This window comes from Streptomyces sp. NPDC017943 (assembly GCF_044328425.1).
In the GTDB taxonomy this organism is placed as follows: Bacteria; Actinomycetota; Actinomycetes; order Streptomycetales; family Streptomycetaceae; genus Streptomyces; species Streptomyces djakartensis_A.
Map to the genome: position 1 here is coordinate 246,038 of NZ_JBIRHH010000005.1, position 23,168 is coordinate 269,205.

At 71.8% G+C, this 23,168-nt stretch carries 20 protein-coding genes; 6 read left to right on the forward strand and 14 right to left on the reverse strand.

Annotated elements, in window-relative coordinates:
• Nucleotides 1–34 precede the first annotated feature (34 nt).
• Nucleotides 35–457, forward strand: coding sequence for an acyl-CoA thioesterase (locus tag ACH4C6_RS18105; protein ID WP_398109560.1), 423 nt, complete (start codon nt 35–37; stop codon nt 455–457).
• 77 nt (nt 458–534) lie between these two features.
• On the opposite strand, the gene ACH4C6_RS18110 is transcribed toward ACH4C6_RS18105, so the two are convergent.
• From ACH4C6_RS18110 to ACH4C6_RS18140, 7 genes are all read right to left on the reverse strand, one after another.
• Nucleotides 535–1,923, reverse strand: coding sequence for a nucleobase:cation symporter-2 family protein (locus tag ACH4C6_RS18110; RefSeq protein WP_398109561.1), 1,389 nt, complete (start codon nt 1,921–1,923; stop codon nt 535–537).
• A gap of 219 nt (nt 1,924–2,142) precedes the next feature.
• A complete protein-coding gene (locus ACH4C6_RS18115; protein WP_398109562.1) occupies nt 2,143–3,522 on the reverse strand; it encodes an 8-oxoguanine deaminase in 1,380 nt (459 codons plus the stop codon).
• Between the two features lie 121 nt (nt 3,523–3,643).
• On the reverse strand, nt 3,644–4,615 hold the full coding sequence (pucL, locus tag ACH4C6_RS18120; RefSeq protein ID WP_398109563.1) for a factor-independent urate hydroxylase: 972 nt from the start codon (nt 4,613–4,615) through the stop codon (nt 3,644–3,646).
• Between the two features lie 6 nt (nt 4,616–4,621).
• Complete coding sequence (gene uraH, locus ACH4C6_RS18125) at nt 4,622–5,017, reverse strand: hydroxyisourate hydrolase (RefSeq protein ID WP_398109564.1); 396 nt, start codon at nt 5,015–5,017, stop codon at nt 4,622–4,624.
• 7 nt (nt 5,018–5,024) lie between these two features.
• Entirely contained in the window at nt 5,025–5,534 is a 510-nt protein-coding gene (gene uraD, locus ACH4C6_RS18130; RefSeq protein WP_398109565.1) for a 2-oxo-4-hydroxy-4-carboxy-5-ureidoimidazoline decarboxylase, read from the reverse strand.
• 133 nt (nt 5,535–5,667) lie between these two features.
• A complete protein-coding gene (locus ACH4C6_RS18135; RefSeq protein WP_398109566.1) occupies nt 5,668–6,036 on the reverse strand; it encodes a helix-turn-helix domain-containing protein in 369 nt (122 codons plus the stop codon).
• Nucleotides 6,033–6,284, reverse strand: coding sequence for a hypothetical protein (locus ACH4C6_RS18140; RefSeq protein ID WP_369195127.1), 252 nt, complete (start codon nt 6,282–6,284; stop codon nt 6,033–6,035). The genes ACH4C6_RS18135 and ACH4C6_RS18140 overlap by 4 nt, the downstream gene beginning before the upstream one ends.
• 144 nt (nt 6,285–6,428) lie before the next feature.
• Here ACH4C6_RS18140 and ACH4C6_RS18145 point away from each other — a divergent pair, with 144 nt between their 5' ends.
• From ACH4C6_RS18145 to ACH4C6_RS18160, 4 genes are all read left to right on the forward strand, one after another.
• Nucleotides 6,429–7,250 (forward strand): TIM barrel protein, encoded by an 822-nt coding sequence (locus ACH4C6_RS18145; RefSeq protein ID WP_398109567.1) that lies wholly within the window; start codon nt 6,429–6,431, stop codon nt 7,248–7,250.
• A 25-nt stretch (nt 7,251–7,275) separates the two neighbouring features.
• Nucleotides 7,276–8,169, forward strand: a complete 894-nt coding sequence (locus ACH4C6_RS18150; RefSeq protein WP_398109568.1) for a 2-hydroxy-3-oxopropionate reductase — start codon at nt 7,276–7,278, stop codon at nt 8,167–8,169.
• Nucleotides 8,170–8,364: 195 nt separating this feature from the next.
• Nucleotides 8,365–9,822, forward strand: coding sequence for a catalase (locus ACH4C6_RS18155; RefSeq protein ID WP_398109569.1), 1,458 nt, complete (start codon nt 8,365–8,367; stop codon nt 9,820–9,822).
• 318 nt (nt 9,823–10,140) lie between these two features.
• A complete protein-coding gene (locus ACH4C6_RS18160; protein WP_398109570.1) occupies nt 10,141–10,377 on the forward strand; it encodes a hypothetical protein in 237 nt (78 codons plus the stop codon).
• Between the two features lie 311 nt (nt 10,378–10,688).
• Here the strand turns inward: ACH4C6_RS18160 and gcl are convergent, their stop codons facing one another.
• Nucleotides 10,689–12,473, reverse strand: a complete 1,785-nt coding sequence (gene gcl / locus ACH4C6_RS18165; RefSeq protein WP_398109571.1) for a glyoxylate carboligase — start codon at nt 12,471–12,473, stop codon at nt 10,689–10,691.
• A gap of 182 nt (nt 12,474–12,655) precedes the next feature.
• Between gcl and ACH4C6_RS18170 the strand changes: the two genes are divergently transcribed.
• A complete protein-coding gene (locus ACH4C6_RS18170; protein ID WP_398109572.1) occupies nt 12,656–13,336 on the forward strand; it encodes a hypothetical protein in 681 nt (226 codons plus the stop codon).
• A 62-nt stretch (nt 13,337–13,398) separates the two neighbouring features.
• Here ACH4C6_RS18170 and ACH4C6_RS18175 read toward each other — a convergent pair whose 3' ends face one another.
• From ACH4C6_RS18175 to ACH4C6_RS18200, 6 genes are all read right to left on the reverse strand, one after another.
• On the reverse strand, nt 13,399–14,481 hold the full coding sequence (locus tag ACH4C6_RS18175) for a lytic polysaccharide monooxygenase (RefSeq protein WP_398109573.1): 1,083 nt from the start codon (nt 14,479–14,481) through the stop codon (nt 13,399–13,401).
• Nucleotides 14,482–14,536: 55 nt separating this feature from the next.
• Entirely contained in the window at nt 14,537–16,759 is a 2,223-nt protein-coding gene (locus ACH4C6_RS18180) for a glycoside hydrolase family 6 protein (RefSeq protein WP_398109574.1), read from the reverse strand.
• A gap of 556 nt (nt 16,760–17,315) precedes the next feature.
• A complete protein-coding gene (locus ACH4C6_RS18185) occupies nt 17,316–18,446 on the reverse strand; it encodes a cellulose binding domain-containing protein (protein WP_398109575.1) in 1,131 nt (376 codons plus the stop codon).
• 293 nt (nt 18,447–18,739) lie between these two features.
• On the reverse strand, nt 18,740–19,765 hold the full coding sequence (locus ACH4C6_RS18190; RefSeq protein ID WP_398109576.1) for a LacI family DNA-binding transcriptional regulator: 1,026 nt from the start codon (nt 19,763–19,765) through the stop codon (nt 18,740–18,742).
• A gap of 69 nt (nt 19,766–19,834) precedes the next feature.
• Nucleotides 19,835–21,418 (reverse strand): AMP-binding protein, encoded by a 1,584-nt coding sequence (locus tag ACH4C6_RS18195; protein WP_398109577.1) that lies wholly within the window; start codon nt 21,416–21,418, stop codon nt 19,835–19,837.
• A complete protein-coding gene (locus tag ACH4C6_RS18200; RefSeq protein ID WP_398109578.1) occupies nt 21,415–23,094 on the reverse strand; it encodes an AMP-binding protein in 1,680 nt (559 codons plus the stop codon). Before ACH4C6_RS18200 ends, ACH4C6_RS18195 begins: the two co-directional genes overlap by 4 nt.
• Between the last annotated feature and the right edge of the window lie 74 nt (nt 23,095–23,168).

Consider the following 23,168-nt stretch of genomic DNA (forward strand, 5'->3'; position numbering starts at 1 on the left):
TTGCGCAGTGCACGAGAGTTGCGAAGGGGAAGCCGTGAGCGAGCCGTTTTCCGTCCCTGTCACCGTCCGCGGGTACGAGACCGACGTGCAGGGGCACCTCAACCAGGCGGTGTACCTCAACTACGCCGAGCACGCCCGCTGGGCGCTGCTCCAGGCCGCCGGGATCACGCAGACCGCCCTCGTCGGCACCGGCGTGGGCCCGGTCGCCCTGGAGACGACCATCCGCTACCGGCGGGAGCTGCTCGCGGGTGACGAGGTCGAGGTGACCTGCGCCTTCGTGTGGGGCGGTGGCAAGACCTTCCGGATCGAGCAGGCCGTCGTGAAGGCCGACGGCACGGTCGCCGCCGAGATCTCGGCGGTCGGCGGGATCCTCGACCTCGAGCGGCGCAAGCTGGTCGCCGATCCGGCCGCGGTGTTCCGCAAGCTGGCGTCGGACCCGGGCCTGTTCGGGCTGTAGGCGCCCGTGGGCCGTGCCCCGGCCGGCGTGAGGCCGGTTCCGGGGCACGGCCCTCGGGAGCGGGCCGCGGGGCGCTCTCAGGACGCCGACGGGGCGGCGGGTACGCCCGTCAGCTCCTTGCCCGTCTCCATCGGGTGGGTCACGTCGTGCGCGTCGCGGCCGCCCCCGCCCAGGTGGTTGAAGACCAGGTTGAGCAGCACGGCCGCCACACAGCCCGTCGAGATGCCCGAGTCCAGGACGATGCGGGCCGTCTCCGGGAAGGCGTGGTAGAACTCCGGCGCCGTGATCGGGATGATGCCGACGGCCAGGGAGACGGCCACGATCAGGACGTTGTTGTCCTTGTGCAGTCCGGCCCGGACCAGCGTCTGGATGCCGCTGGCGGCGACCGAGCCGAACAGGACGACGCCCGCCCCGCCGAGCACCGGGCGCGGTACGACGGCGATCAGCGAGGCCGCCATCGGGCACAGGCCCATCAGCACCAGGAACCCGCCACCGGCGGCGACGACGAACCGGCTGCGGATGCGCGTCATGGCGACCAGGCCGATGTTCTGCGCGAAGGCGCTGCACATGAAGCCGTTGAACAGAGGGCTGATCGCCGAGCCCAGGGTGTCGGCGCGCAGGCCGGCCGCGATGGTCTTCTCGTCGGCCGGGCGCTCGACGATCTCGCCGAGGGCCAGCATGTCGGCGGTCGACTCGGTCATCGACACCACCATCACCACGCACATCGACAGGATCGCGGCGAGCTGGAACTGCGGTGCGCCGAAGTGGAAGGGGGTGGGGAAGCCGACGACGTCCGCCTGTGCGACCGGACCGAAGTCGGTGACGCCGAAGGGGATCGCGAGGAGCGTGCCGACGACCAGGCCGAGCAGGACGGCGATCTGCTTGACGAAGCCCCGGGTGAACCGGCGCAGCAGCAGCACGATCAGCAGGGTCGCGCCGGCGAGGCCCAGGTTGGTCGCCGAACCGTAGCCGTGCGCGGCCGGGTTCGGTCCCTGCGCCCAGCCGAAGGCGACGGGCAGCAGGGATATGCCGATCAGGGTGATCACGGACCCGGTGACGACCGGTGGGAAGAAGCGGACCGCCTTGCAGAAGACGGGGGCGGCCAGGAAGCCGAGAAGTCCGGCGACGATGACCGCACCGAAGATGACGGGCAGGGCGTCGGACTTGTCGTCGGTGGAGGCGACGATCGCGGTCATCGGGGCGACACCGGCGAAGGTGACGCCGTTGACGAACGGCAGCCGGGCGCCGATCTTCCAGATGCCGAGGGTCTGCAGGAAGGTGGCGAGGCCCGCGGTGAACAGGCAGGCGCCGGTGAGGAAGGTCAGGTCGGTGGCGGAGAGGCCGATGGCCGCGCCGACGATCAGGGGCGGGGCGACGACTCCGGCGTACATGGCGGCCACGTGCTGCAGGCCGGTCGTCGCCATCTTGAGCGCGGGGAGTTTCTCGTCAACGGGGTGGTCGGCCACAGCGGCGTCCCTCCGGTCGGTTACACGGCTGCACCGGAACGGCTGCCGTGGGTGTCATGGAGGTGGTGCGGGTGGTCGTGCGGGACCGGCGGACGGTGATGACCGTCCCCGGGGGCGCGCGCATGGGCGCACGCCCCTCGGAGACAGCCGCCGCGGACCCCGCTCGGGTCCGCGGCCACCGGCCGGGAGCCGTCCCTCCCGGCCGGAGTATCCGGGTGGTCAGGCCTCGGCGGCGATCCGCGCCAGGCGCCGGGCCTCGTCCCGCGTCGCGCGGGCGATGGCGTCCTCGTCGGCCGTGAGCAGCCGCCCGTCCTCGACGATCTGCCGGCCGTCCACGAAGGAGGCGGTGACCGGGGCGGCCGCGCCGAAGACCAGCGCGGTCACCGGGTCGGCGATGGAGGCGTGGGCCAGCGTGTCCATCTTCCACAGCACCAGGTCGGCGAGCTTGCCGGGTTCCAGGGAACCGGTCTCCGCCGCCCGGCCGAGCACCTGGGCGCCGCCGTAGGTGCCCAGGCGCAGGGCCTGGCGGGCGTTGAGCGCGGCCTCCTTGTGACCGCCGAGGCGGTTGACGAGGAGGGCGTTGCGCAGCTCGGTGTGGAGTTCGCCGGACTCGTTGGAGGCGGTGCCGTCCACGCCCAGGCCGACAGGCACGCCGGCGGCGAGCATGTCGGGGACGCGGGCGATGCCGGCCGCCAGGCGGGCGTTGGAGGACGGGCAGTGCGCGACGCCGGTCCGGGTGCGGGCGAAGGCGGCGATGTCGGAGTCGTTCATGTGGACGCAGTGCGCCATCCACACGTCCTCGCCGAGCCAGCCGGTGGACTCGAAGTAGTCGGTGGGGCCCATGCCGAACAGCTCGTGGCAGAACTTCTCCTCCTCCACGGTCTCCGAGCCGTGGGTGTGCAGCCGGACGCCGAGGCGGCGGGCCAGCTGCGCGCCGTCGCGCAGCAGTTCGGTGGAGACGGAGAAGGGCGAGCAGGGTGCGACGGCGACCTGGGTCATGGCGTCGAAGGAGGAGTCGTGGTGCCGGCGCACGGTCTCCTCGGTGGCGGTCAGCGCGTCGTCGAGGCTCTCCACGGCGAAGTCCGGGGGCAGGCCGCCGTCCTTCTCGCTGCGGTCCATGGAGCCGCGGGCGAGGGTGAAGCGGACCCCCATGTCCCGGGCGGCGCCGATGATCGCGCCGGACAGGTCGCCGGAGCCCCGCGGGAAGACGTAGTGGTGGTCCATGGCGGTGGTGACGCCGCCGCGGGCCATCATGGCCAGCGAGCCCTGGGCGGCCGCGCGGACCATCGGCTCGTCGATGCGCGCCCAGGTGGGGTAGAGCGCGACGAGCCAGTCGAAGAGGTTGTGGTCGGTGGCCAGACCGCGGGTGATCCACTGGTAGAAGTGGTGGTGGGTGTTGATCAGGCCGGGGGTCACGAGGTGGCCGGAGGCGTCGATGCGGCGGGCCACGTTCTGCAGGCCCTCGGGGGCGGGGCCCGCGCCGAGGGACTCGATGCGGTTGCCGGCGATGACGACGTGCCCGCGGGCGTGCTCGGTGTCGTGTCCGTCGACGGTCGCGATCGCACAGTTCTCGATGACGATGCGCCGGTCTGCTGCCATGGTTCGTCCCTTTTCACGGTGTGTGCTGAGTTGGAGAGGGCACGGCAGGACCCCGGGAGTTTGAGTGCCGTGGCCGGGAGACGGGTTCCCCCGGCCACGGGTGCCGAAAAAGAGGGGGACGTCAGAGGTTGGTGAGGTCCTCGGGGATCCGCGCCTCGCGGCCCTCCCGCAGGACCGTCGCCTCGATCAGGCCGTAGGGCCGGTCGGCGGCGTAGTACACCTCGTTGTCGTTCTTCAGGCCGAACGGCTCCAGGTCGACCAGGAAGTGGTGCTTGTTCGGGAGGGAGAAGCGGACCTCGTCGATCTCGCTGCGGTGGTTGATGATCCGCGCGCCCATCTGGTAGAGCGTCTGCTGGAGCGACAGCGAGTACGTCTCGGCGAAGGCCTGGAGCATGTGCTTGCGCACCTGCTCGTAGGACTTCTCCCAGTGGGGCATGCGCTCGTCGTCGTCGGTCCAGTTGAACCGCCAGCGGCCCGACACCTCGGTGGCCAGGATGCGGTCGTAGGCCTCTTTCAGGGTCGTGTACTTGTCCTTGACGTAGCCCCAGAACTCGGAGTTGGTCGAGTTCATCACGACCAGGTCCTTCAGGCCCGAGATCACCTCCCACTTCTCACCGTCGTAGGTGACCTGGGTGAGCCGGACCTCCTGGCCCTTGCGGACGAAGGAGTGCTTGACGTCGTCGGCGCCGATGAACCGTGAGTTGGCGTCGGAGGCCTCGATCCGCTCCCAGGCGTACTCCTCGATGCGGATGCGGGCCCGGTGGATCGGCTGCTGGCTGGTGACGAAGTGCCGGGCCAGGTGGATGCCGAACTGCTCGGCGGACTCGATGCCGTGTTCCTTGGCGAAGGCGAACACCGTGTTCTTGGTGGTGTCGGTCGGCAGGACGTTGGCGTTGGAGCCGGAGTAGTGGACCTCCTCCATGTCGCCGGACAGGGCGACGGAGACGTTGAGGTCCTTGATGTGGTGGGTGGCGCCGTCCCGCGTGATCTTGACGACTCGGTTCTCGGCCTTGCCGTACTGGTTCTGGCCCAGGATCACCGGGCGGGCAGGGCGGGAAACGTCTGTGCGGGCAGGGCGGGAAGTGTCTGCCATCTGTAGCTAGCTCCCTCGGTAAACGGAGTAGCCGAACGGGTTGAGCAGCAGCGGTACGTGGTAGTGCTCGCCCGGTACGACGGCGAACGTGATCGCCACCTCCGGGAAGAACACACCGGCGCCGCTGTCCCGGTTCGCGGGGGCGTCCTGCTGCGCATCGGCTTGCTTGTCGGTGAAGTACGGCTCCACGGCGAAGTCGAGCCGTACGTGGGTCGTTCCCTCCGGCAGGGCCGGCAGGTCCTTGCACCGCCCGTCCGCGTCGGTCGCCGAGCCGCCGAGCGCCTGCCAGTCGGCCGCACGCCCGGCGCGGGCGGACAGGTGGACGGCGACGCCCTCGGCGGGGCGGCCGGCGCTGGTGTCCAGGATGTGCGTGGACACGGACGCGGTGGCGGAGGTGCTCATGCTGCTGTCAGTCCTCTTCGACGAGTCGGGCCAGACGGATGCGGTTGATCTTCCCCAGTTCGGCGCGGACGATCTCCCGCTCCTGCTCCGGCGTGTTGCCGAGGCGCTCCCTGACCGCGTCGCGCATCTGCTCGCCGGTGCGGCCGGTGGCGCAGATCAGGAAGACGTGGCCGAACCTCTCCTGGTAGGCGAGGTTCAGTTCCAGCATCTCCGCCTTGAGCGCCTCGGAGGCGCCGGCCATGCCGCGCTGCTCCCGCGCCGAGGTGGGGTCGCCGGGCGTGGGACGGCCGATGGGCGGGTGGCCGGCCATCGCCTCGTCGAGGTCGGCGGCCGTCAGCTCCGCCGTGGCGGCGTCGCTCGCCGCGTACATGTCCTCGGGGACGAGGTAGGGGCGGGCGGCGAGCAGTCGCTTCGCCCACGCCGTGGACGCGCACGCCTCGTGGAGCGCGGCGCAGGCCGCGTGCTCCTCCAGGGCGTTGAACCGGGCCAGGCCCGGTGGCGTGGAAGTGGAAGTCACGGGAGCCTCCGTGGCCGGATAGGGCCTTCGTGCTGGACGGGCGTGCCGATAGCTAACGCCCAACCGCGACAGCACGTCAACAGTTTGTTGAAAATTCGGTGGCGCGAAACCGGACGGGCGGCGACCGCTCCCGTCAGGCCCCCTTCTCGCGGTTGAGGTAGTTGTAGACGGTGAAGCGGCTGACGCCGAGAGCGCTCGCCACCGTCTCCACGCCGTGCCGCACGGAGAAGGCGCCGCGCGCCTCGAGTATCCGCACGACCTCCTGCTTGGCCTTGCGGTCGAGGTCCGCCAGCGGCATACCCTTGCGGCGCTCCATGGCGGCCAGGATGTGGTCGAGGGAGTCGGCCAGCTGCGGCAGCCGTACGGCGACGGCGTCGCTGCCCTCCCAGGCCAGCACGACGTCGTCGGGGCCGGCCTCGTCGGGCGGGAGGATCTCGCCGCCCATGGCGTCGACCAGGGGCTTGACGGCCGCGATGAACGACTCGTGCCCCGTGCCGTTCACGAGGCGTCCCCGTCGATCACGTTGACCTGGAGCGAGACCCGGGTGGCGCCGGCCGCCAGGGCCTTGCGGAGCAGGGCGTCCACGGCGCCGAGCACCGCGTCGGCGCCGCCCTCCGCGGTGTTGCCGAACGGACCCACGTCCACGGCGTCCAGTTCGGCGGCCTCGACGACCTCGCGGGCCACCACCGCGTGCGCGGGGGCCTCGTCGAGGTCGAAGGGCTCGGTCGTGAACTCCACTCTCAGTCGCACGCGCACAACCTAACGCGCGGTGCCGACTTTCCGGCAGCCCCTCTTGACAGCCCTCGCACCCCGCAGGCAGTCTTCCGTTAAGCAGAAACAAGATTCCGCAATACGGAAATAGTCGCGGAAGACACGGAAGGGAGCGCCGCCCCGATGGGATTCGCAGACCAGCGCTTCAACGTCAACCTGTCGATCCTCTTCACGGAGCTCCCCCTGCTGGAGCGCCCGGCGGCCGCCGCGGCGGCCGGGTTCGGCGCGGTCGAGCTGTGGTGGCCCTGGGTCGACTCGCCCACGCCCCCGCAGTCCGAACTCGACGCCCTGCAACGCGCGATCGAGGACGCCGGTGTGCGCCTCACCGGCCTGAACTTCTACGCCGGCCGGCTGCCGGGCCCGGACCGCGGCGCCCTGTCCGTCCCCGGCGAGGAGTCGGAGCGGTTCCGCGCCAACATCGACGTGGCCGCGGGTTTCGCCGCCGCGCTGGGCTGCACGGCCCTGAACGCCCTGTACGGCAACCGCGTCGAGGGCGTGGACCCGGCCGAGCAGGACGCGCTCGCGCTGGAGAACCTGGTCCTGGCGGCCCGCGCCGCCGACCGGATCGGCGCGGTGCTGCTGATCGAGGCGCTGAACAAGCCCGAGTCGCCGCTGTACCCGCTGGTGTCCGCGCCCGCCGCCGTCGAGGTCGTCGACAAGGTCGACGAGGCGACGGGACTGGGCAACGCGCGCTTCCTCATGGACCTCTACCACCTGTCCATGAACGGCGAGGACCTCCCGTCGGTGATCGAGCGGTACGCCGCGAAGACCGGCCACGTCCAGATCGCCGACAACCCCGGACGCGGAGCGCCCGGCACGGGCTCGCTGCCCCTCGAAGACCTCCTCGACCAGCTGAAGAAGGCGGGCTACGACGGCTGGGTCGGCCTCGAGTACAAGCCGGGCGAGCGCCCGAGCGCCGAGGCCTTCGACTGGCTGTCCCGCTGACCCCTGCACCGAAAGGCACCCCATCATGAGCAGCACTCTCCCCAAGGTCGCCTGGATCGGCCTCGGCATCATGGGCTCGCCCATGTCCGAGAACCTGATCAAGGCGGGTTACCAGGTCACCGGTTACACGCTGGAGCGGGACAAGCTGGACCGCCTGGCCGCCGCCGGCGGCACCGCCGCGTCCTCGATCGCCGAGGCCGTGGCGGACGCCGACGTCGTCCTCACCATGGTCCCGGCGTCCCCGCAGGTGGAGGCCATCGCCTACGGCCCGGACGGCATCCTGGAGAACGCCCGCTCCGGCGCGCTGCTGATCGACATGTCCTCGATCACGCCGCAGACGTCGATCGACCTGGCGAAGGCGGCGAAGGACAAGGGCATCCGCGTGCTGGACGCCCCGGTGTCCGGCGGCGAGGCCGGGGCGATCGAGGCCGTGCTGTCCATCATGGTGGGCGGCGAGCAGGCCGACTTCGACGAGGCCGAACCGATCTTCCAGGCCCTCGGCAGGACCATCGTGCTGTGCGGCCCGCACGGCTCCGGCCAGACCGTGAAGGCGGCCAACCAGCTGATCGTCGCGGTGAACATCCAGGCGTGCGCGGAGGCCGTGGTCTTTTTGGAGAAGTCCGGCGTGGACCTGAAGGCCGCCCTGGACGTGCTGAACGGCGGCCTGGCCGGCTCGACCGTGCTGACCCGCAAGAAGGACAACTTCCTCGCCCGCGACTTCAAGCCGGGCTTCCGGATCGACCTGCACCACAAGGACATGGGCATCGTCACGGACGCCGCCCGCACCGTCGGCGCGGCCCTGCCCGTCGGCGCCGTGGTCGCCCAGCTGGTCGCCTCCCTGCGCGCCCAGGGCGACGGCGGCCTGGACCACTCGGCGCTGCTGCGGGCCGTGGAGCGCCTCTCCGGCGCCCAGATCTGACCCCTCCCCACCCGGGGTCCCTCGACTCCGGGCGGCGCCGCCCCTGACACCTGTCCTGTCGCGCCCAGAGGGGCGGCGCCGCCCGGTACCAGCCGTGCCCACTGCTTCAACAAACTGTTGACGCTCTGATTGCCCCACCCTAGGCTCCACAAAGCGGAAACACTTTTCCGCTGCCCTCTCGTACGGAAGGTCACGATGTCGCAGCGCGTGCTCACCACCGAGTCCGGCGCCCCCGTCGCCGACAACCAGAACTCAGCCTCCGCCGGCATCGGCGGCCCGCTCCTGCTCCAGGACCAGCATCTGCTGGAGAAGCTGGCGCGCTTCAACCGCGAGCGCATCCCGGAGCGCGTGGTGCACGCCCGCGGCTCCGGCGCCTACGGCCACTTCGAAGTGACCGACGACGTCACCGACTTCACCCACGCGGACTTCCTCGGCGAGGTGGGCCGGCGCACCGAGGTGTTCCTGCGCTTCTCCACCGTGGCCGACAGCCTCGGCGGTGCGGACGCCGTGCGCGACCCGCGCGGCTTCGCCGTCAAGTTCTACACCGCCGAGGGCAATTACGACCTGGTCGGCAACAACACCCCGGTGTTCTTCGTCAAGGACCCCGTCAAGTTCCCCGACTTCATCCACTCGCAGAAGCGCGATCCGTTCACGGGCCGTCAGGAGCCGGACAACGTCTGGGACTTCTGGGCCCACTCCCCCGAGGCCACTCACCAGGTGACCTGGCTGATGGGCGACCGCGGGATCCCGGCCTCGTACCGGCACATGAACGGCTACGGCTCGCACACCTACCAGTGGACGAACGCCCGCGGCGAGGCCTTCTTCGTCAAGTACCACTTCAAGACGAACCAGGGCATCCGCTGCCTGAGCAGCGAGCAGGCCGCGGAGCTCGCGGGCCAGGACCCCAACTCGCACCAGACGGACCTGCTGCAGTCCATCGAGCGGGGCGTGCACCCGTCCTGGACGCTGTACGTGCAGATCATGCCCGCGGCCGAGGCGGCGGAGTACCGCTTCAACCCGTTCGACCTGACCAAGGTCTGGCCGCACGGCGACCATCCGCTGCGGCGCGTGGGCCGGCTGGTCCTCGACCGCAACCCGGACAACGTCTTCGCCGAGGTCGAGCAGGCCGCGTTCTCCCCGAACAACTTCGTCCCCGGCATCGGCCCCTCGCCCGACAAGATGCTCCAGGGCCGCCTGTTCGCCTACGCGGACGCCCACCGCTACCGCCTGGGCGTCAACCACACGCAGCTCGCGGTCAACGCGCCCCGGGCCACGACCGCCCACAACTACGGCCGCGACGGCCTCATGGCGTCCAACCCGCAGGGCCGGTACGCCAAGAACTACGAGCCGAACTCCTACGACGGCCCGGTCGAGACCGGCCGCCCGCTCTCGGCCCCGCTCGCGGTGCACGGCCACACGGGCACCCACGCCGCGCCCCTGCACACCAAGGACGACGACTTCTTCCAGGCGGGCGAGCTGTACCGGCTGATGTCCGCGGAGGAGAAGTCCCGGCTGGTCGCGAACATCGCCGGAGGCCTGTCCCAGGTGTCCCGCGACGACGTGATCGAGAAGAACCTCGCGCACTTCCACGCCGCCGACCCCGAGTACGGCAGGCGCGTGGAGGAGGCCGTCCGCGCGCTGCGCGAGGACTGAGCTCCCCGGCCGTGTCCGACCGCCCGGGGACGACCCGGATGAGGGGTGGTCACCCCGGGCACGGACACGGTCGGGGCGAGGACCGCGGCGGCGAGCGAGCCAGTGCGGTGGTGAAGGATCCGGAAGCGGCGTCTCGACCTGAGGGAAGCCGCCCCCGGTTCCGTCGCACCCGCCGCGGTCCCCATACGGACCACCACCCCCCCCCCCCCCCCCGACCCCGTCCGGCGGCGCGAACGTCCTGTCGCGCCCAGCCTCGCGCCGCCGGACGGCCACAGCGCCCGGGATGCGCGAACGCGCCGGGCGCAGCAGCCTGAAGGCATGGCACCTCCCACCGAGCGCCCGCACGTCGTGGTCCACGCACCCGCCCTGGACGGATCCCGCCGGGTCACCCTGGGCGACGAGCCGCTGGGCGTCGCGACGCACTCCGACGACGTCGCCGAGATCCTGCGGCTGGCGGACCTGTACGTCACGGACGTCGCGGACAGCGACCTCGTCGAATGGCAGGGCGGCGGCCCGGACGACTGGCCGGGCCTGTCCGAGCACCACGAACCGTGACCGCCCCGGCGCCTCCCGTCGCAGACACCCGTACGGCACCGGTCGTACCCGCCGTACGGAACCCTCAAATGAACCTCTGAACCCGGCCCCGGGGGCTTCAACAGCCCCCGGGGCCGGGCACATTCTCGGCACACGGGACCCGCCGGCACGGGGGCGGCGGGTCCCGGTCGATCCCGGACGTCAGTCCCGCCCCGGCCCGCCCTGGCCCGCAGGGCCGGAGTGGGCGGCGGGGCCGCCAGGAGACACGGAGACATGGGAACGCCGCAGGGGCGGTCCGTCCCGGTGGACGGACCGCCCCTGCGGCTCGCGGGTCAGACCTTCAGCGTCCTGATGGACGTCGGCGCGTGCGCGGGCTCGGTGGCGAGTTCCTCGAACTCGACCACGTTGCCGATGTCGTTGGTGGTCGACATGGCGATGTTGGTGACGCGTTCCAGGATGGCCTCGACGACGACCGGGACCCGGTACTCCGCGGCGAGCTTCTTCGCCTGCTCCAGGGCACTGCCCAGCTCGGCCGGGTCGGTCACCCGGATCGCCTTGCAGCCGAGGCCCTCGGCGACCTTGACGTGGTCGACGCCGTAGACGCCGATCTCCGGCGAGTTGAGGTTCTCGAACTCCAGGTTGACCTGGAAGTCGATGTCGAACGCCCGCTGCGCCTGGCGGATCAGCCCCAGGTAGGAGTTGTTCACCAGGACGTGGACGTACGGGATCCGGTGCTGGGCGCCGACCGCCAGTTCCTCGATCATGAACTGGAAGTCGTAGTCGCCGGAGAGGGCGACGACGGACGCCTCCGGGTCGGCCTTGGCGACGCCGAGCGCGGCCGGGATCGTCCAGCCGAGCGGGCCGGCTTGGCCGCAGTTGATCCAGTGCCGGGGCCGGTAGACGTGCAGCATCTGGGCGCCGGCGATCTGCGAGAGGCCGATGGTGGAGACGTACCGGGTCTCCGGGCCGAAGGCCTTGTTCATCTCCTCGTAGACGCGCTGCGGCTTGATCGGGATGTCGTCGAAGTGCGTGCGGCGCTGGAGCGTGGCCTTGCGCTCCTGTGCGGCGGCGGCCCACTGCGAGCGGTCGGGCAGCCGCCCGGCGGCCTTCAGCTCGCGGGCGACCTCGACGAACAGCCGCAGGGCCGCCTTCGCGTCGGAGGCGATGCCGTAGTCCGGGGCGAAGATCTTGCCGATCTGGGTCGGTTCGACGTCCACGTGGACGAACGTGCGGCCCGCCGTGTAGACGTCGAGCTTGCCCGTGTGGCGGTTGGCCCAGCGGTTGCCGATGCCGAGGACGAAGTCGGACTCCAGGAACGTCGCGTTGCCGTAGCGGTGCGAGGTCTGCAGGCCCACCATGCCGGCGTTCAGTTCGTGGTCGTCGGGCAGCAGGCCCCAGCCCATCAGGGTGGGCACGACGGGCGTGCCGGTCAGCTCGGCGAACTCGACGAGCAGGTCGGCGGCGTCGGCGTTGACGACACCGCCGCCCGCGACGATCAGCGGCCGCTCGGAGGCGTTCAGCATCCCGATCGCCTTCTCGATCTGGGCGCGGCTCGCGGCGGGCTTGTAGACGGGGAGCGGCTCGTAGGTCTCCGGGTCGAACTCGATCTCCGTCAGCTGCACGTCGATCGGCAGGTCGATGAGGACGGGCCCGGGCCGACCGGAGCGCATCAGGTGGAACGCCTGCTGGAAGACGCCCGGGACCTGCGCGGCCTCCAGGACGGTCACGGCCATCTTGGTGACCGGCTTGGCGATCGAGGCGATGTCGACCGCCTGGAAGTCCTCCTTGTGGATCACGGCGGTCGGGGCCTGGCCCGTGATGCACAGGATCGGGATGGAGTCGCCGATGGCCGAGTACAGGCCGGTGATCATGTCGGTGCCGGCCGGCCCGGAGGTGCCGATGCAGACACCGATGTTGCCCGGGTGGGTGCGGGTGTAGCCCTCGGCCATGTGGGAGGCGCCCTCGACGTGCCGGGCGAGGGTGTGGGTGATCCCGCCGGCGGCCTTGAGGGCCGCGTAGAAGGGGTTGATCGCCGCGCCCGGGACACCGAACGCGTCGGCGACGCCCTCGCGCTTGAGGATCTCAACTGCCGCGCGGGCAGCGGTCATTCGAGCCATGGAACTACTCCTGGTTCGGCTGTCGGATACGCACTCCCGTCGCGCCCCGCCGCGAGCACTTTCCGCATTACGGAAACAAACTTCTACTATCTGGAAGCAATGTAGGAGGGTGCGGACGAGCCGTCAAGAGACGTCCGGGCAATGGGCCGAGCAGCGGACAGGCGCGGGCCCGCGGGTGGAGCATGGGGGGCATGTCCCAGAGCGTGTCGGTGCGCTGTCCGGCCTGTGGGCGCGCCCATCTGTTCGCCGTGCCGTCCTACCCGTGCCCCTGCGGGACGCCCGTCGCGCCACCGCTCGACCCGCGCGCGGAGCCGGCCGCCGTCACCCACCGTTCCTGGGAGGAGGAGTGGGTGACCGTGCACTGCGCGGCCTGCGACCGGCCCTCCGCGTGGCCGCGTCCGGAGCTGGGCTGTTCCTGCGGCACGGTGCTGCGGTTCCCGGTGACGGACGTGCGCGGCGCCGTGCCCGGCATCCCGCCGCGGCCGGTGCGCCCCGCCTTCCGGCCGGTCGCCATCCGCACGGCACGGGACGCGGTCATCACCGTCGCCCTCTATCTGCGCTGGCTGGGCCACCGGGGCGTGCGGCGCGCCGACCGGCGCCCTCCCTCCGGCGCGGGGCTCGCCGCCCCGGGCGTGCTGGCCTGGGTGGATCCGACCGTCCGCCCGGCGGACGCGCGGAACGTGGAGTGCCTGTGGCTGACCGCGATGACGGAGTCCGCGACCGCCTGCGTCTACTTCTCCCTCGCCGGGTACGACGACGAGGCCCGCGCCCGGGCCGACGTGCTGGGCGTGTCGCTGTTCGTGCTCGACCTGGCCGGTGCCCCGCAGCCGGTGAACGGGCCGGCCGAGGCGTTCGCCGCCTGACCCGCGGGCGCGGGACGGCGCCGGCCCCCACGTCCGGGGAGCCGGCGCCGTCGTGCACGGTGTTACGGGTTGACGCAGGTGACGGAACCGACCGGCAGGTCGTTCCCGGTCGAGGTGGCCGTGAAGCCGAACGTGACGGTGCCGTCCGGCGGGATGGTGCGGTTGTGGTCCACGTGTCTCACCGTGACCGTGCCGTCGGTGCCCGTGCTCAGGCTTCCGTTCCAGACCTGGCTGATCCGGGTGCCGGCACCCGGCTGCCAGCGCACGGCCCAGCCGTCACGCGCGGTGGTGTTGTGGTTCATCACCTCGACGGACCCCTGGAAGCCACCGCCCCAGGAGTTCGTCACCTTGTAGAGAGCCATGCACCCGGTGTGCGGGTCGGTGGGCGTCGGGGTCGGCGTGGGCGTCGGGTCCGGGGTGCCGCCCGAACCGCGGATGCCCGTCACCTCGCCGTTGCCTCCGTCGAAGACGATGTCGGAGCAGGAGAAGAAGTTCTCCTGGCTGTCCGAGCGCACCCACTGGATGAACATCATGGCGTCACCCGAGCGGCCGGACGGCAGCTTCAGGTCCCAGTAGTAGTGGCCGGAGTCGGTGCCCACCGAGCCGGACTGCGGCGGGTTGGTGACGGTCTGGATCAGCTCCAGGTCGCCCCAGCCCAGCGGCTTGGTGGGTGAGTAGCCGGGCTTGGAGACGTACACCCGGAAGTCGCCCGGGTGCGCCGCCCAGTTGCTGTGCTTGACGCGGATCGTCGCACCGGAGGTGAGGTGCGTACGGGGCCAGTCGGCGCGGGCGGCGTTGTAGCCGGTGAAGTTGTACGGGGAGCGGTCGCCGGCGCTGCACAGCTTGCCGTCCGGGACGTAACCCGCGCCGCGCCCGCCCGCGTTGGAGTCGAGCACGGCGAACCAGTTGTACAGCGCCGACGCGCCGCTCTCGGCGAGCGCGGCCCTGCACGCGGGGTTCGTCGGGTCCAGGGAGCCGGTGCTGGTCCTGGCGTCCAGCCAGCAGAGGTAGGTCCGCGAGCCGGGAGTCATCGTCACGCCGTGCGCCTGCGCACTGTTCTGGCCGATCAGGGCCAGGCCGAGCCCGCTGAGCAGGGTGGCCAGGACCGCCAGTAAGGACAGGGGGCGTCTGGTGCTTCGAGCCATGTTCTCTCCTGTGGGGGTGGTGGGTTCGGTTGTCTCCCCGGAGGTTCGGGGCGGGTCAGGCGGGTGGGGCGCCCCAGGCCAGGGTGCCGTTCAGGTAGGCGGGGATCCTCGGGGCGTCCGTGTAGGAGGCGGCGGTGGTCCGGCTGTGGTCGTCGCTCTCGTCGAACGCGGACCAGTCGGACTTGGCCAGGCGCAGCTGGAGGTCGCCGGTGTCCTTGCCGGCGGCCAGGGTGCCGCTGCGGAATCCGACCTCCAGGTAGGCGTCGGCGCCCGCGACCGGGGTGCTCAGCGGCACCACCCGCAGGGTGAGGCTGGAGCAGCCGATGGCGGCGTGGTCGCAGAAGGCGTTCACGGTGGACGAGCCGCCGTCCCGGGTGAAGTAGTAGCGGGCGGTGACCTTGCCGAGGTCCACGGAGGCGCTGCCGGTGTTGGCGATCCGCAGGCCGGGGCGGATGCCGTTGTCCGTGGCCGAGGCGTCGTTGTTCTTGTAGGTGACCTTGAGACCGCCGGCCGGGTCGGGTCCGCCGCCGCCCGCCTCCGTGGTGACGCTCAGCGCGGTGGAGGCGGCGGAGACATTCCCGGCGGCGTCGCGCGCCCGGACGGTGTAGCCGTACGCCGTGGCCGCGGTCAGCCCGATGTCGGTGAACGCGGTGCCGGTGACCGTCGAGGCGTTGACCTTGGTGCCGTTGCGGTACACGTCGTAGCCGGTGACGCCCACGTCGTCGGTGGCCGCCGTCCACGCCAGGGAGACACTGCTCGCGGTCTTCGCGGTGGCCCTCAGGCCGGTCGGCACGGTGGGAGCGGTGGTGTCGGTGGGGTCGGGCTCACCGCCGCCGTCGACGGGCACGGCCGGGTACGCGTTGCGCACCAGCATCGAGAACTGGTGGTGGAACCAGTGGCCGGCCAGCGGCGCGTCCGGCATGGCGCCGGTCGGGTTGCCGCCCGCGTTGGGCGCCGTGTAGTCCGGGTTGCACATCGGGTCGGGACGCTTGCCCTCGTCGTTCGGGATGTCCTTGCCGGCCCCGTCCGACTCCCCCGGCGGCTTGATCCACAGGAAGGCGTCCAGGTGCGAGTCCGGGTGGCCGGCGGGCGAGGCCTGCGGGGGCTGTCCGAGACCGGCGCCGTTGACGTTGCACCACAGGCCGCGGTGGGTCCGCCGGTCCACCTTGGACTGGCTGACGTAGGTGTCGAGGACGGTGCTGGTGGACTCGGCGGTCGGCCGGGCCGCGCCTCCCCAGCCGTTGCGGGAGGTGTCGACGACCATGCCGGTGGAGGCGGGCCAGCCCTGCGCCACCAGCGCGGCGTGCACGGCCTTGGTGAAGTCCGACTCGTCGAAGTTCGGGTTCCACTCGTAGTACGTGCCGGACCGGACCGGGTTGCCGCCGACCGTCCTGCTCGGGTCGGTCAGGAACGGTTCGGCGAGCGGCGTGTAGTTGGCGACGTTGGTGATCAGGCCGTCGACACTGCCGAGACCGGCCGTGGTGCCCTTGACGACGTCCGTGTACAACTGGGTGGTCTGGGCGAGGTTGTTGTCCCAGCCCAGCCACCCGGAGTGGGCGAAGTCCAGGTACGTGTACACGTTCGGGACGGCGTGCAGCTTGTTCAGGGCGTAGCGGATGGCGTCGACCTGGATGCCGCTGCTCTTGGCCTGGGCGCACTCGGGGTCGTTGAGGTTGGTGACCAGGTTCGGCAGGCCGTCCGGTTCGATGACCGTGGTGATGCGGATGTCCTGGTACTTGGGGTCGGCGAAGACCTCGGCGATCTCGTCGATGTACTCGCTCTTGTAGCGGGCCAACCCGGTTGCGGTGAGCGGCAGTTCGCCGTTGGAGGCGAGGGCGGAGCAGTCGCGGCCCGGCAGGTCGTACACGACGAAGGTGGCGGCGAGCGGCCGGCCGGGCTTCTTCTGGGCGAGCGCCAGGTCCAGGTGGTCGGCGAGGCTCTTGCGGCCCGCGTTGGCCTCACCGCCGTGGATGGCGGCGATCCGGTCCAGCCAGACGGCCGTCGGATAGCCCTTGACCTTCTCCATCCTGGCCCTGAGGGTCGCGTCGCCGGTCTGGGCGATGGACCCGTCGACCAGGCGCGCGTAGTCCGGGTTGACGTAGAACGAGGCGCCCGCGAACGGGTTGTCGACGTGCGCCTCCGCGGCGGACGCCTCGGGTGCGGCCAACTGGGCCGCCGCACCCAGCAGCAGCGTGCTCACCGCGGTGGCCAGGGCAGCCGTCCGCTTGCGGTGCGGCCAGCGCGGGCGGGTGTCCGCGCGTCCGGTCCGGTCTGACATGTGCGCTCCTCGGTGGGGGGGGTACGGGGGACGGGGGTGGCGCAGGTCCAGCGGAGCGGGGTGGCACGGGTCCGGCGGAGCCCTTCCGGAAGCGGGCCGGAGGGGCGGGAGCGGTGCGGGTTCGAGCCGAGCGGGGCATGCTGGGTGGTCCGGGCCGGAGCCCGGCAGGCGGCTCGCCTCGCCCGGGCCACCCGGAGCGAGCCGGTCGTGCGGGCCTCCGGGACGGCCCGCCCGGCCGCTCCGACCGTCCCTTCACGACCCGGGCGGGCCGAGGTGCGGAGCTCGAGCCGGGTGCGCGGCAAGGGACTCGCCGGTGAGCCGGTGGTACGGCCCGGGCAGAGCGCGCGGTGCGGCACTCGAGCGGACCGCGCCGTGCAGGAGGTGCCGGGACGGCCAGGGGCGGGCCCCCATGGGCGGCCGTGGACCAGGTCCGTACGCCCCTGGTGCGTGGCGCGGGGAAACCGGCCCTGCCGTGTCCCGGTACTGCGGGTGGAACGCTCCGGGGCCCGCCCGTTCGGCGCAGGGCGGAACCCGGAGCGGGTCGGTGCGCCGCGGGTCAGGCGACGGAGCAGGCCGTGCCGTTCAGGGTGAAGCCGGCCGGCTTGGCGAAGGTGCCGCCGTACGTGCCCTGGAAGCCGAAGCTCTGGGTGCCGCCGGCCGCGATGCGCGCGTTGTGCGCGACGGGACTCGCCGTGACGGCGCCGGAGGTACCGGACAGGGTCGCGTTCCAGGCGCTCGTGACCCGTTGCCCGGACGGCAGGGTGAAGCCGAGCCGCCAGCCGTCGACCGCAGCCGATCCGGTGTTCTTCACGGTCACGTCGGCGGTGAAGCCGCCCTGCCAGACGCTGGTCCCGTACGTCACCTGGCAGGCCGCCGCCGGGCCGCCGGGGCCGCCCGGGTCGCCGCCACCGGTGTTGACGGTGGAGGAGAAGGAGTTCACGGCGAGCCCGGCGCCGTTCTGCCAGGGCTCGAAGCCGGCCTGGACGCTGGTCAGGTACCAGTTGTTCTGCGCCATGCCCCGGGCCACGGTCTGGTCGACGAAGTCCATGACGTCGAAGCTCCAGCTGGAGACGGCCGAGGGCGCGACGAAGGAGATCACGTCGTTGGACCCGTTGCTGCCGGTCCACACCTCCCAGGTGCGCCCGCCGACGGAGGCGGTGCCGACCTGGGAGCCGATCGGCTGGATCGGGCCGACCCGGTTGAACCAGATCATGATCTCGGTGCGGTTGACGCCGTCGGTGCGGGGCGTCGGGTCCAGCCAGATGTCGTACGAGGCGTTGTACACCGCCCCCGAGACGAAGCCGTAGGAGATGCTGCTGGGCGCGCTGGAGATGGTGCTGATCTGCGCCGGCAGCTTGGTGCCGGGCGAACAGTTGGTGTAGTGGCAGCCGTTGAAGACCGACGGGTAGGACTTCGGCGCGCCGTTGGTGGGCACGGAGCCGTCGGCCTGGGTGAGCCGGAAGCCGGAGTCGGTCGCGGTGACGCACTGCGGGGCGCTGGTGCCCCAGCGGTTGTTCTGGACGACGTAGCGGCCCTGGATCACGGTCGATCCGAACTGCTCGCAGACGACCGTGTCCGCCCGGGCGGGCGCGGTGGCGGCGAGCAGCGCCGCGACGGTGGCGAGCGTGGTGAGCAGCGCGCCGAACAGGGCGCGGACGGTGCGGAGGCGGTGCGGTGACGATCGCATGGGGGGGCCTCTCTGCGGGGGGGGGGGGACGACCGGATGCGACGGACGTGCTGCGGCAGGGAGATCGGGAGCGCTCCCGCCTCCCCAGGAATGGGAGCGCTCCCACCTCACCGGTTTCGGTCGCGACTGTAGGAGCCACTCCATGCCCCTGACAAGCCGTCAGGCGCGAATCCGTCGAATGTATTTCGATGCCGCAGCTCAGCGAGGTGCCCCGGCAGCCCTCGGCAACGGGCGCGGGGCTCAGAGGAGTTGGGAGCGCTCCCGGATCGCCTCCGGCCGGTTGCCGAACGGCCTCACGCCGAGTCCCGGACCACCAGTCGCGTCCGCAGGATCACGTGCCGCCACGCCACCTCCGGCTGCTCCATCTCCTCCCGCAGCAGCCGCACCATCGTCCGGCCGATCTCCTCCAGCGGCTGCCGGACGGTGGTCAGGGGCGGATCGGTGTGCCGGGCGAGCTCGAAGTCGTCGAAGCCGATCACCGCCACGTCGTCGGGCACCCGCCGCCCCGCCGCGTGCAGCACGGCCAGGGCTCCGGAGGCCATGGTGTCGGAGGCGGCGAGGACCGCGTCCACCTCCGGGTGGCGCTCCAGGAGTTCGGCCATCGCCCGGCGCCCGCTCGCCTCCGTGAAGTCGCCCTCGACGGTCCGCGAGACGGGCGCGGGCAGCCCCGCCTCCTCCAGGGCCTGCCGGTAGCCGCGCAGGCGGCAGCGGGCGACGTACATGTCCAGCGGCCCGGTGATCGCCCCGATCGACCTCCGGCCGCCGCGCACCAGGTGGGCCACCGCCTCGCGGGCGCCGCCCACGTTGTCCGCGTCGACGTAGGTGATCTGCTCGTCGCCGGAGCGGCGGCCCAGCAGCACGGTGGGCAGGCCCGCGTCGGCGAGCATGTCGGGCAGCCGGTCCTCGGCGCGCACCGACATCAGCAGCACACCGTCGACCCGGCCGCCGCGCGCGTACTCGACGAATCGCTGCCGCTCCGCGTCGGTACGGACCAGAGTGAGCAGCAGTTGCACGGACGTCTCGGCGAGCGCGTCGCCGACGGCGGTGACCGTCTCGGAGAAGAAGGGCTCGCCGAACAGCCGCCAGTCGCGTTCCGTCATGACCAGCGCCACGGCGTCGGCCCGCCGCCCCGCCAGCGACCGCGCCGCCAGGTTGGGCACGTAGCCGAGTTCGGCGATGGCCTGCTGCACGGCTCGGCGGGTGGACTCCCGGACTCCCGCCTCGTTGTTGACGACGCGGGAGACCGTGCCCCGTCCGACGCCGGCGAGCGCGGCCACCTGCTCCAGCGTGGGTGTCGTACCGGGCCGCCGTCTGACCATGTGTCACCCCCCAAGGGCGTCGATCCTACGGGCCCCCGGCTCCGCACGACCGAACGCCCTCGCGGTCGTTCACCCGGCGTAGCGCTCGCGCAGTTCCACCTTGCGCACCTTCCCGGACACCGTCATGGGGAAGGCGTCCAGGACCTGCATCCGGCTCGGGACCTTGTAGTGCGCCAGCCGGCCCGCGCAGAAGGCCCGCAGGTCCTCCAGCACCGGCGGGTCGGCCGGGTCGCGCGGGATGACGCAGGCGAGGACCTCCTCGCCGTAGTGCGGGTGCGGGACGCCCACGACCTGGACGTCCCTGATCTTGGGGTGCGCGTAGAGGAACTCCTCGATCTCGCGCGGGTAGATGTTCTCCCCGCCGCGGATGATCATGTCCTTGATGCGCCCGACGATCTCCACGTAGCCGTCCTCGCGCATCACGGCCAGGTCCCCGGTGTGCATCCAGCGGCCCGCGTCGACGGACTCGGCGGTCTTCTCCGGCTCGTCCCAGTAGCCGAGCATCACGCTGTAGCCGCGGGTGCACAGCTCCCCCGCCTCGCCGCGCGGCCGCGTCACCCCGGTCGCCGGGTCGACCACCTTGACCTCGAGGTGGGGCAGGACCCGGCCGACCGTGCCGGTGCGGTGCTCCAGGTCGTCGTCCCGCCGCGTCTGCAACGACACCGGGGACGTCTCGGTCATGCCGTAGCAGATGGAGACCTCCGCCATGTGCATCTCGGCGACCACCCGCTTCATCACCTCCACCGGGCAGGGCGAGCCCGCCATGATGCCGGTGCGCAGCGAGGACAGGTCGTACGAGGCGAAGCCCGGCAGGTTCAGCTCCGCGATGAACATCGTCGGCACCCCGTACAGGGAGGTGCAGCGCTCCCGCTGGACCGCCTCCAGGGTCGCCTCCGGGTCGAAGGAGGGGGCGGGGATCACCATGCAGGCGCCGTGCGAGGTGGCGGCCAGATTGCCCATGACCATGCCGAAGCAGTGGTAGAAGGGCACCGGGATGCAGATGCGGTCCCGCTCCGAGTAGCCGAGCAGTTCCCCCACGAAGTAGCCGTTGTTGAGGATGTTGTGGTGGGAGAGGGTCGCGCCCTTGGGGAAGCCCGTCGTGCCCGACGTGTACTGGATGTTGATGGGGTCGTCGCAGGAGAGGTCCTCGGGGACCGGGTCGGCACCGGCCCGGGCGAGGAGACCGTCCCAGCCCGGATCGCCGAAGTACACGACCTCCCGCAACCCGGGGCAGCGGCCCCGGACCTCCTCGACCATGGCCCGGTAGTCGCTCGACTTGTGGCCGAGGGACGCGAAGAGCATCGAGACCCCGGCCTGCCTCAGCACGTACTCGACCTCGTGGGTGCGGTACGCCGGGTTGATGTTCACCATGATCGCGCCGAGCCGGGCGGTGGCGTACTGGACGAGCACCCACTCGGGGCAGTTGACCGCCCACACGCCCACCCGGTCGCCCTTGGCGACGCCCGAGGCCAGCAGGGCCGACGCCAGTTCCCGCACGGCGGCGCCGAACTGCGCGTAGGTCCAGCGCCGGCCGGACGGCACGTCCACCAGCGCCTCGCGCTCGGGCCAGGCGGCGACCGCGCGGTCCAGGTTCGCCCCGATGGTGTCACCGAGCAGGGCGGTGCCGCCGGTGCCGTGGCTGTAGGAGTTCACCGGAAGTCCTCCTCGCGGTACTCGGCGTCCGACCCGGCCGCCGTGGCCTCGCGCAGTTCGATCCGGCGAATCTTGCCGGAGACGGTCTTGGGCAGCTCGCCGAACTCCAGGCGGCGGACGCGCTTGTAGGGGGCGAGCGTCTGGCGGGAGTGCTCGAAGAGGACCTTGGCCGTGTCCGGGCCGGGCCGCCAGCCCTCGGCGAGCACCACGTAGGCCTTCGGGACGGCGAGCCGCAGTTCGTCCGGGGCGGGGACGACCGCCGCCTCGGCCACCGCCTCGTGCTCCAGCAGCGCGCTCTCCAGCTCGAACGGGCTGATCTTGTAGTCGGACGCCTTGAAGACGTCGTCGCTGCGCCCGATGTAGGTCAGGTAGCCCTCCTCGTCCCGGGAGGCGACGTCACCCGTGCGGTAGTAGCCCCCGGCCATGGACTCGGCCGTCCGGTCGGCGTCGCCGTGGTAGCCGGTCATCAGGCCGACGGGCCGCTCCGACAGGTCCAGGGCGATCTCCCCCTCCCTGGCGCCCGGGGCGCCGGAGACCGGGTCGAGGAGCTCCACGCGGTACCCCGGGCTGGGCCGGCCCATCGAGCCGGTCTTGAGCGGCTGGCCCGGGCTGTTGGCGACCTGGACGGCGGTCTCGGTCTGCCCGAAGCCGTCCCGGACGGTGACGCCCCAGGCCCGGCGGACCCGCTCGACGACCTCGGGGTTGAGCGGCTCCCCGGCGGCGACGACCTCCCGGGGCGGGGTGCGCAGCTGGCCGAGGTCGGCCTGGATGAGCATGCGCCACACGGTCGGCGGGGCGCAGAAGGTGGTGACGCCCGCCCGGTCCATCTCGCTCATGAGGCGGGCGGCGTCGAAGCGCGTGTAGTTGTGCAGGAAGACGGTCGCCTCGGCGTTCCACGGGGCGAAGAGGTTGGACCAGGCGTGCTTGGCCCAGCCCGGCGAGGAGATGTTCAGGTGCACGTCGCCCGGTTTCAGGCCGATCCAGTACATGGTCGCCAGATGGCCGACCGGGTACGAGGTGTGGGTGTGCTCGACGAGCTTGGGCCGGGCCGTGGTGCCCGAGGTGAAGTAGAGCATCAGCGGGTCGTCGGCCCGGGTCGGGCCGTCGGGCGCGAAGCCGTCCGGGGCGCCGTGGGCGTCGTCCAGCGCCGCCCAGCCGGCCGGCACGTCACCGGCGGCGCCCGCGGCGATGCGCGTGTAGTCCCCGGGGACCTCGGCGAACTTCGCGGTGTCCTCGGCACGGGCCACCACGTGCCGGACCCGGCCGCGATCCACCCGGTCGCGCAGGTCGGCCGGGCCGAGCAGCGGGGTGGCCGGGATGACGACCGCGCGCAGCTTCATCGCGGCCAGCGCGGTGATCCACAGTTCGGCCTGGTTGCCGAGCATGACCAGGACGCGGTCCTCGGCGCGCACGCCCCGGTCCCGGAGCCAGCCGGCGCACCGGGACGAGAGCCGGGACATCTCCTGGAAGGACAGCCGCGTCTCGCGGCCCTCCTCCTCGACGATGTGCAGGGCCGTGCGGGCGTTGTCCTCGGCGATCACGTCGAACCAGTCGAGCGCCCAGTTGAAGTACTCCGGCCGGGGCCAGCGGAAGCCCCCGTAGGCCGTCGCGTAGTCGTCGCGGTGTTCCAGCAGGAAGTCCCGCGCGCTGCGGAACTGCTCCGTCGCCGATGTCATGCGTCCTCCTCGGTGCCGGACCATTGCCGGGCGGCTGCGAGTCATCGTGTAATCCGTGATGCGGGTCTCACTAC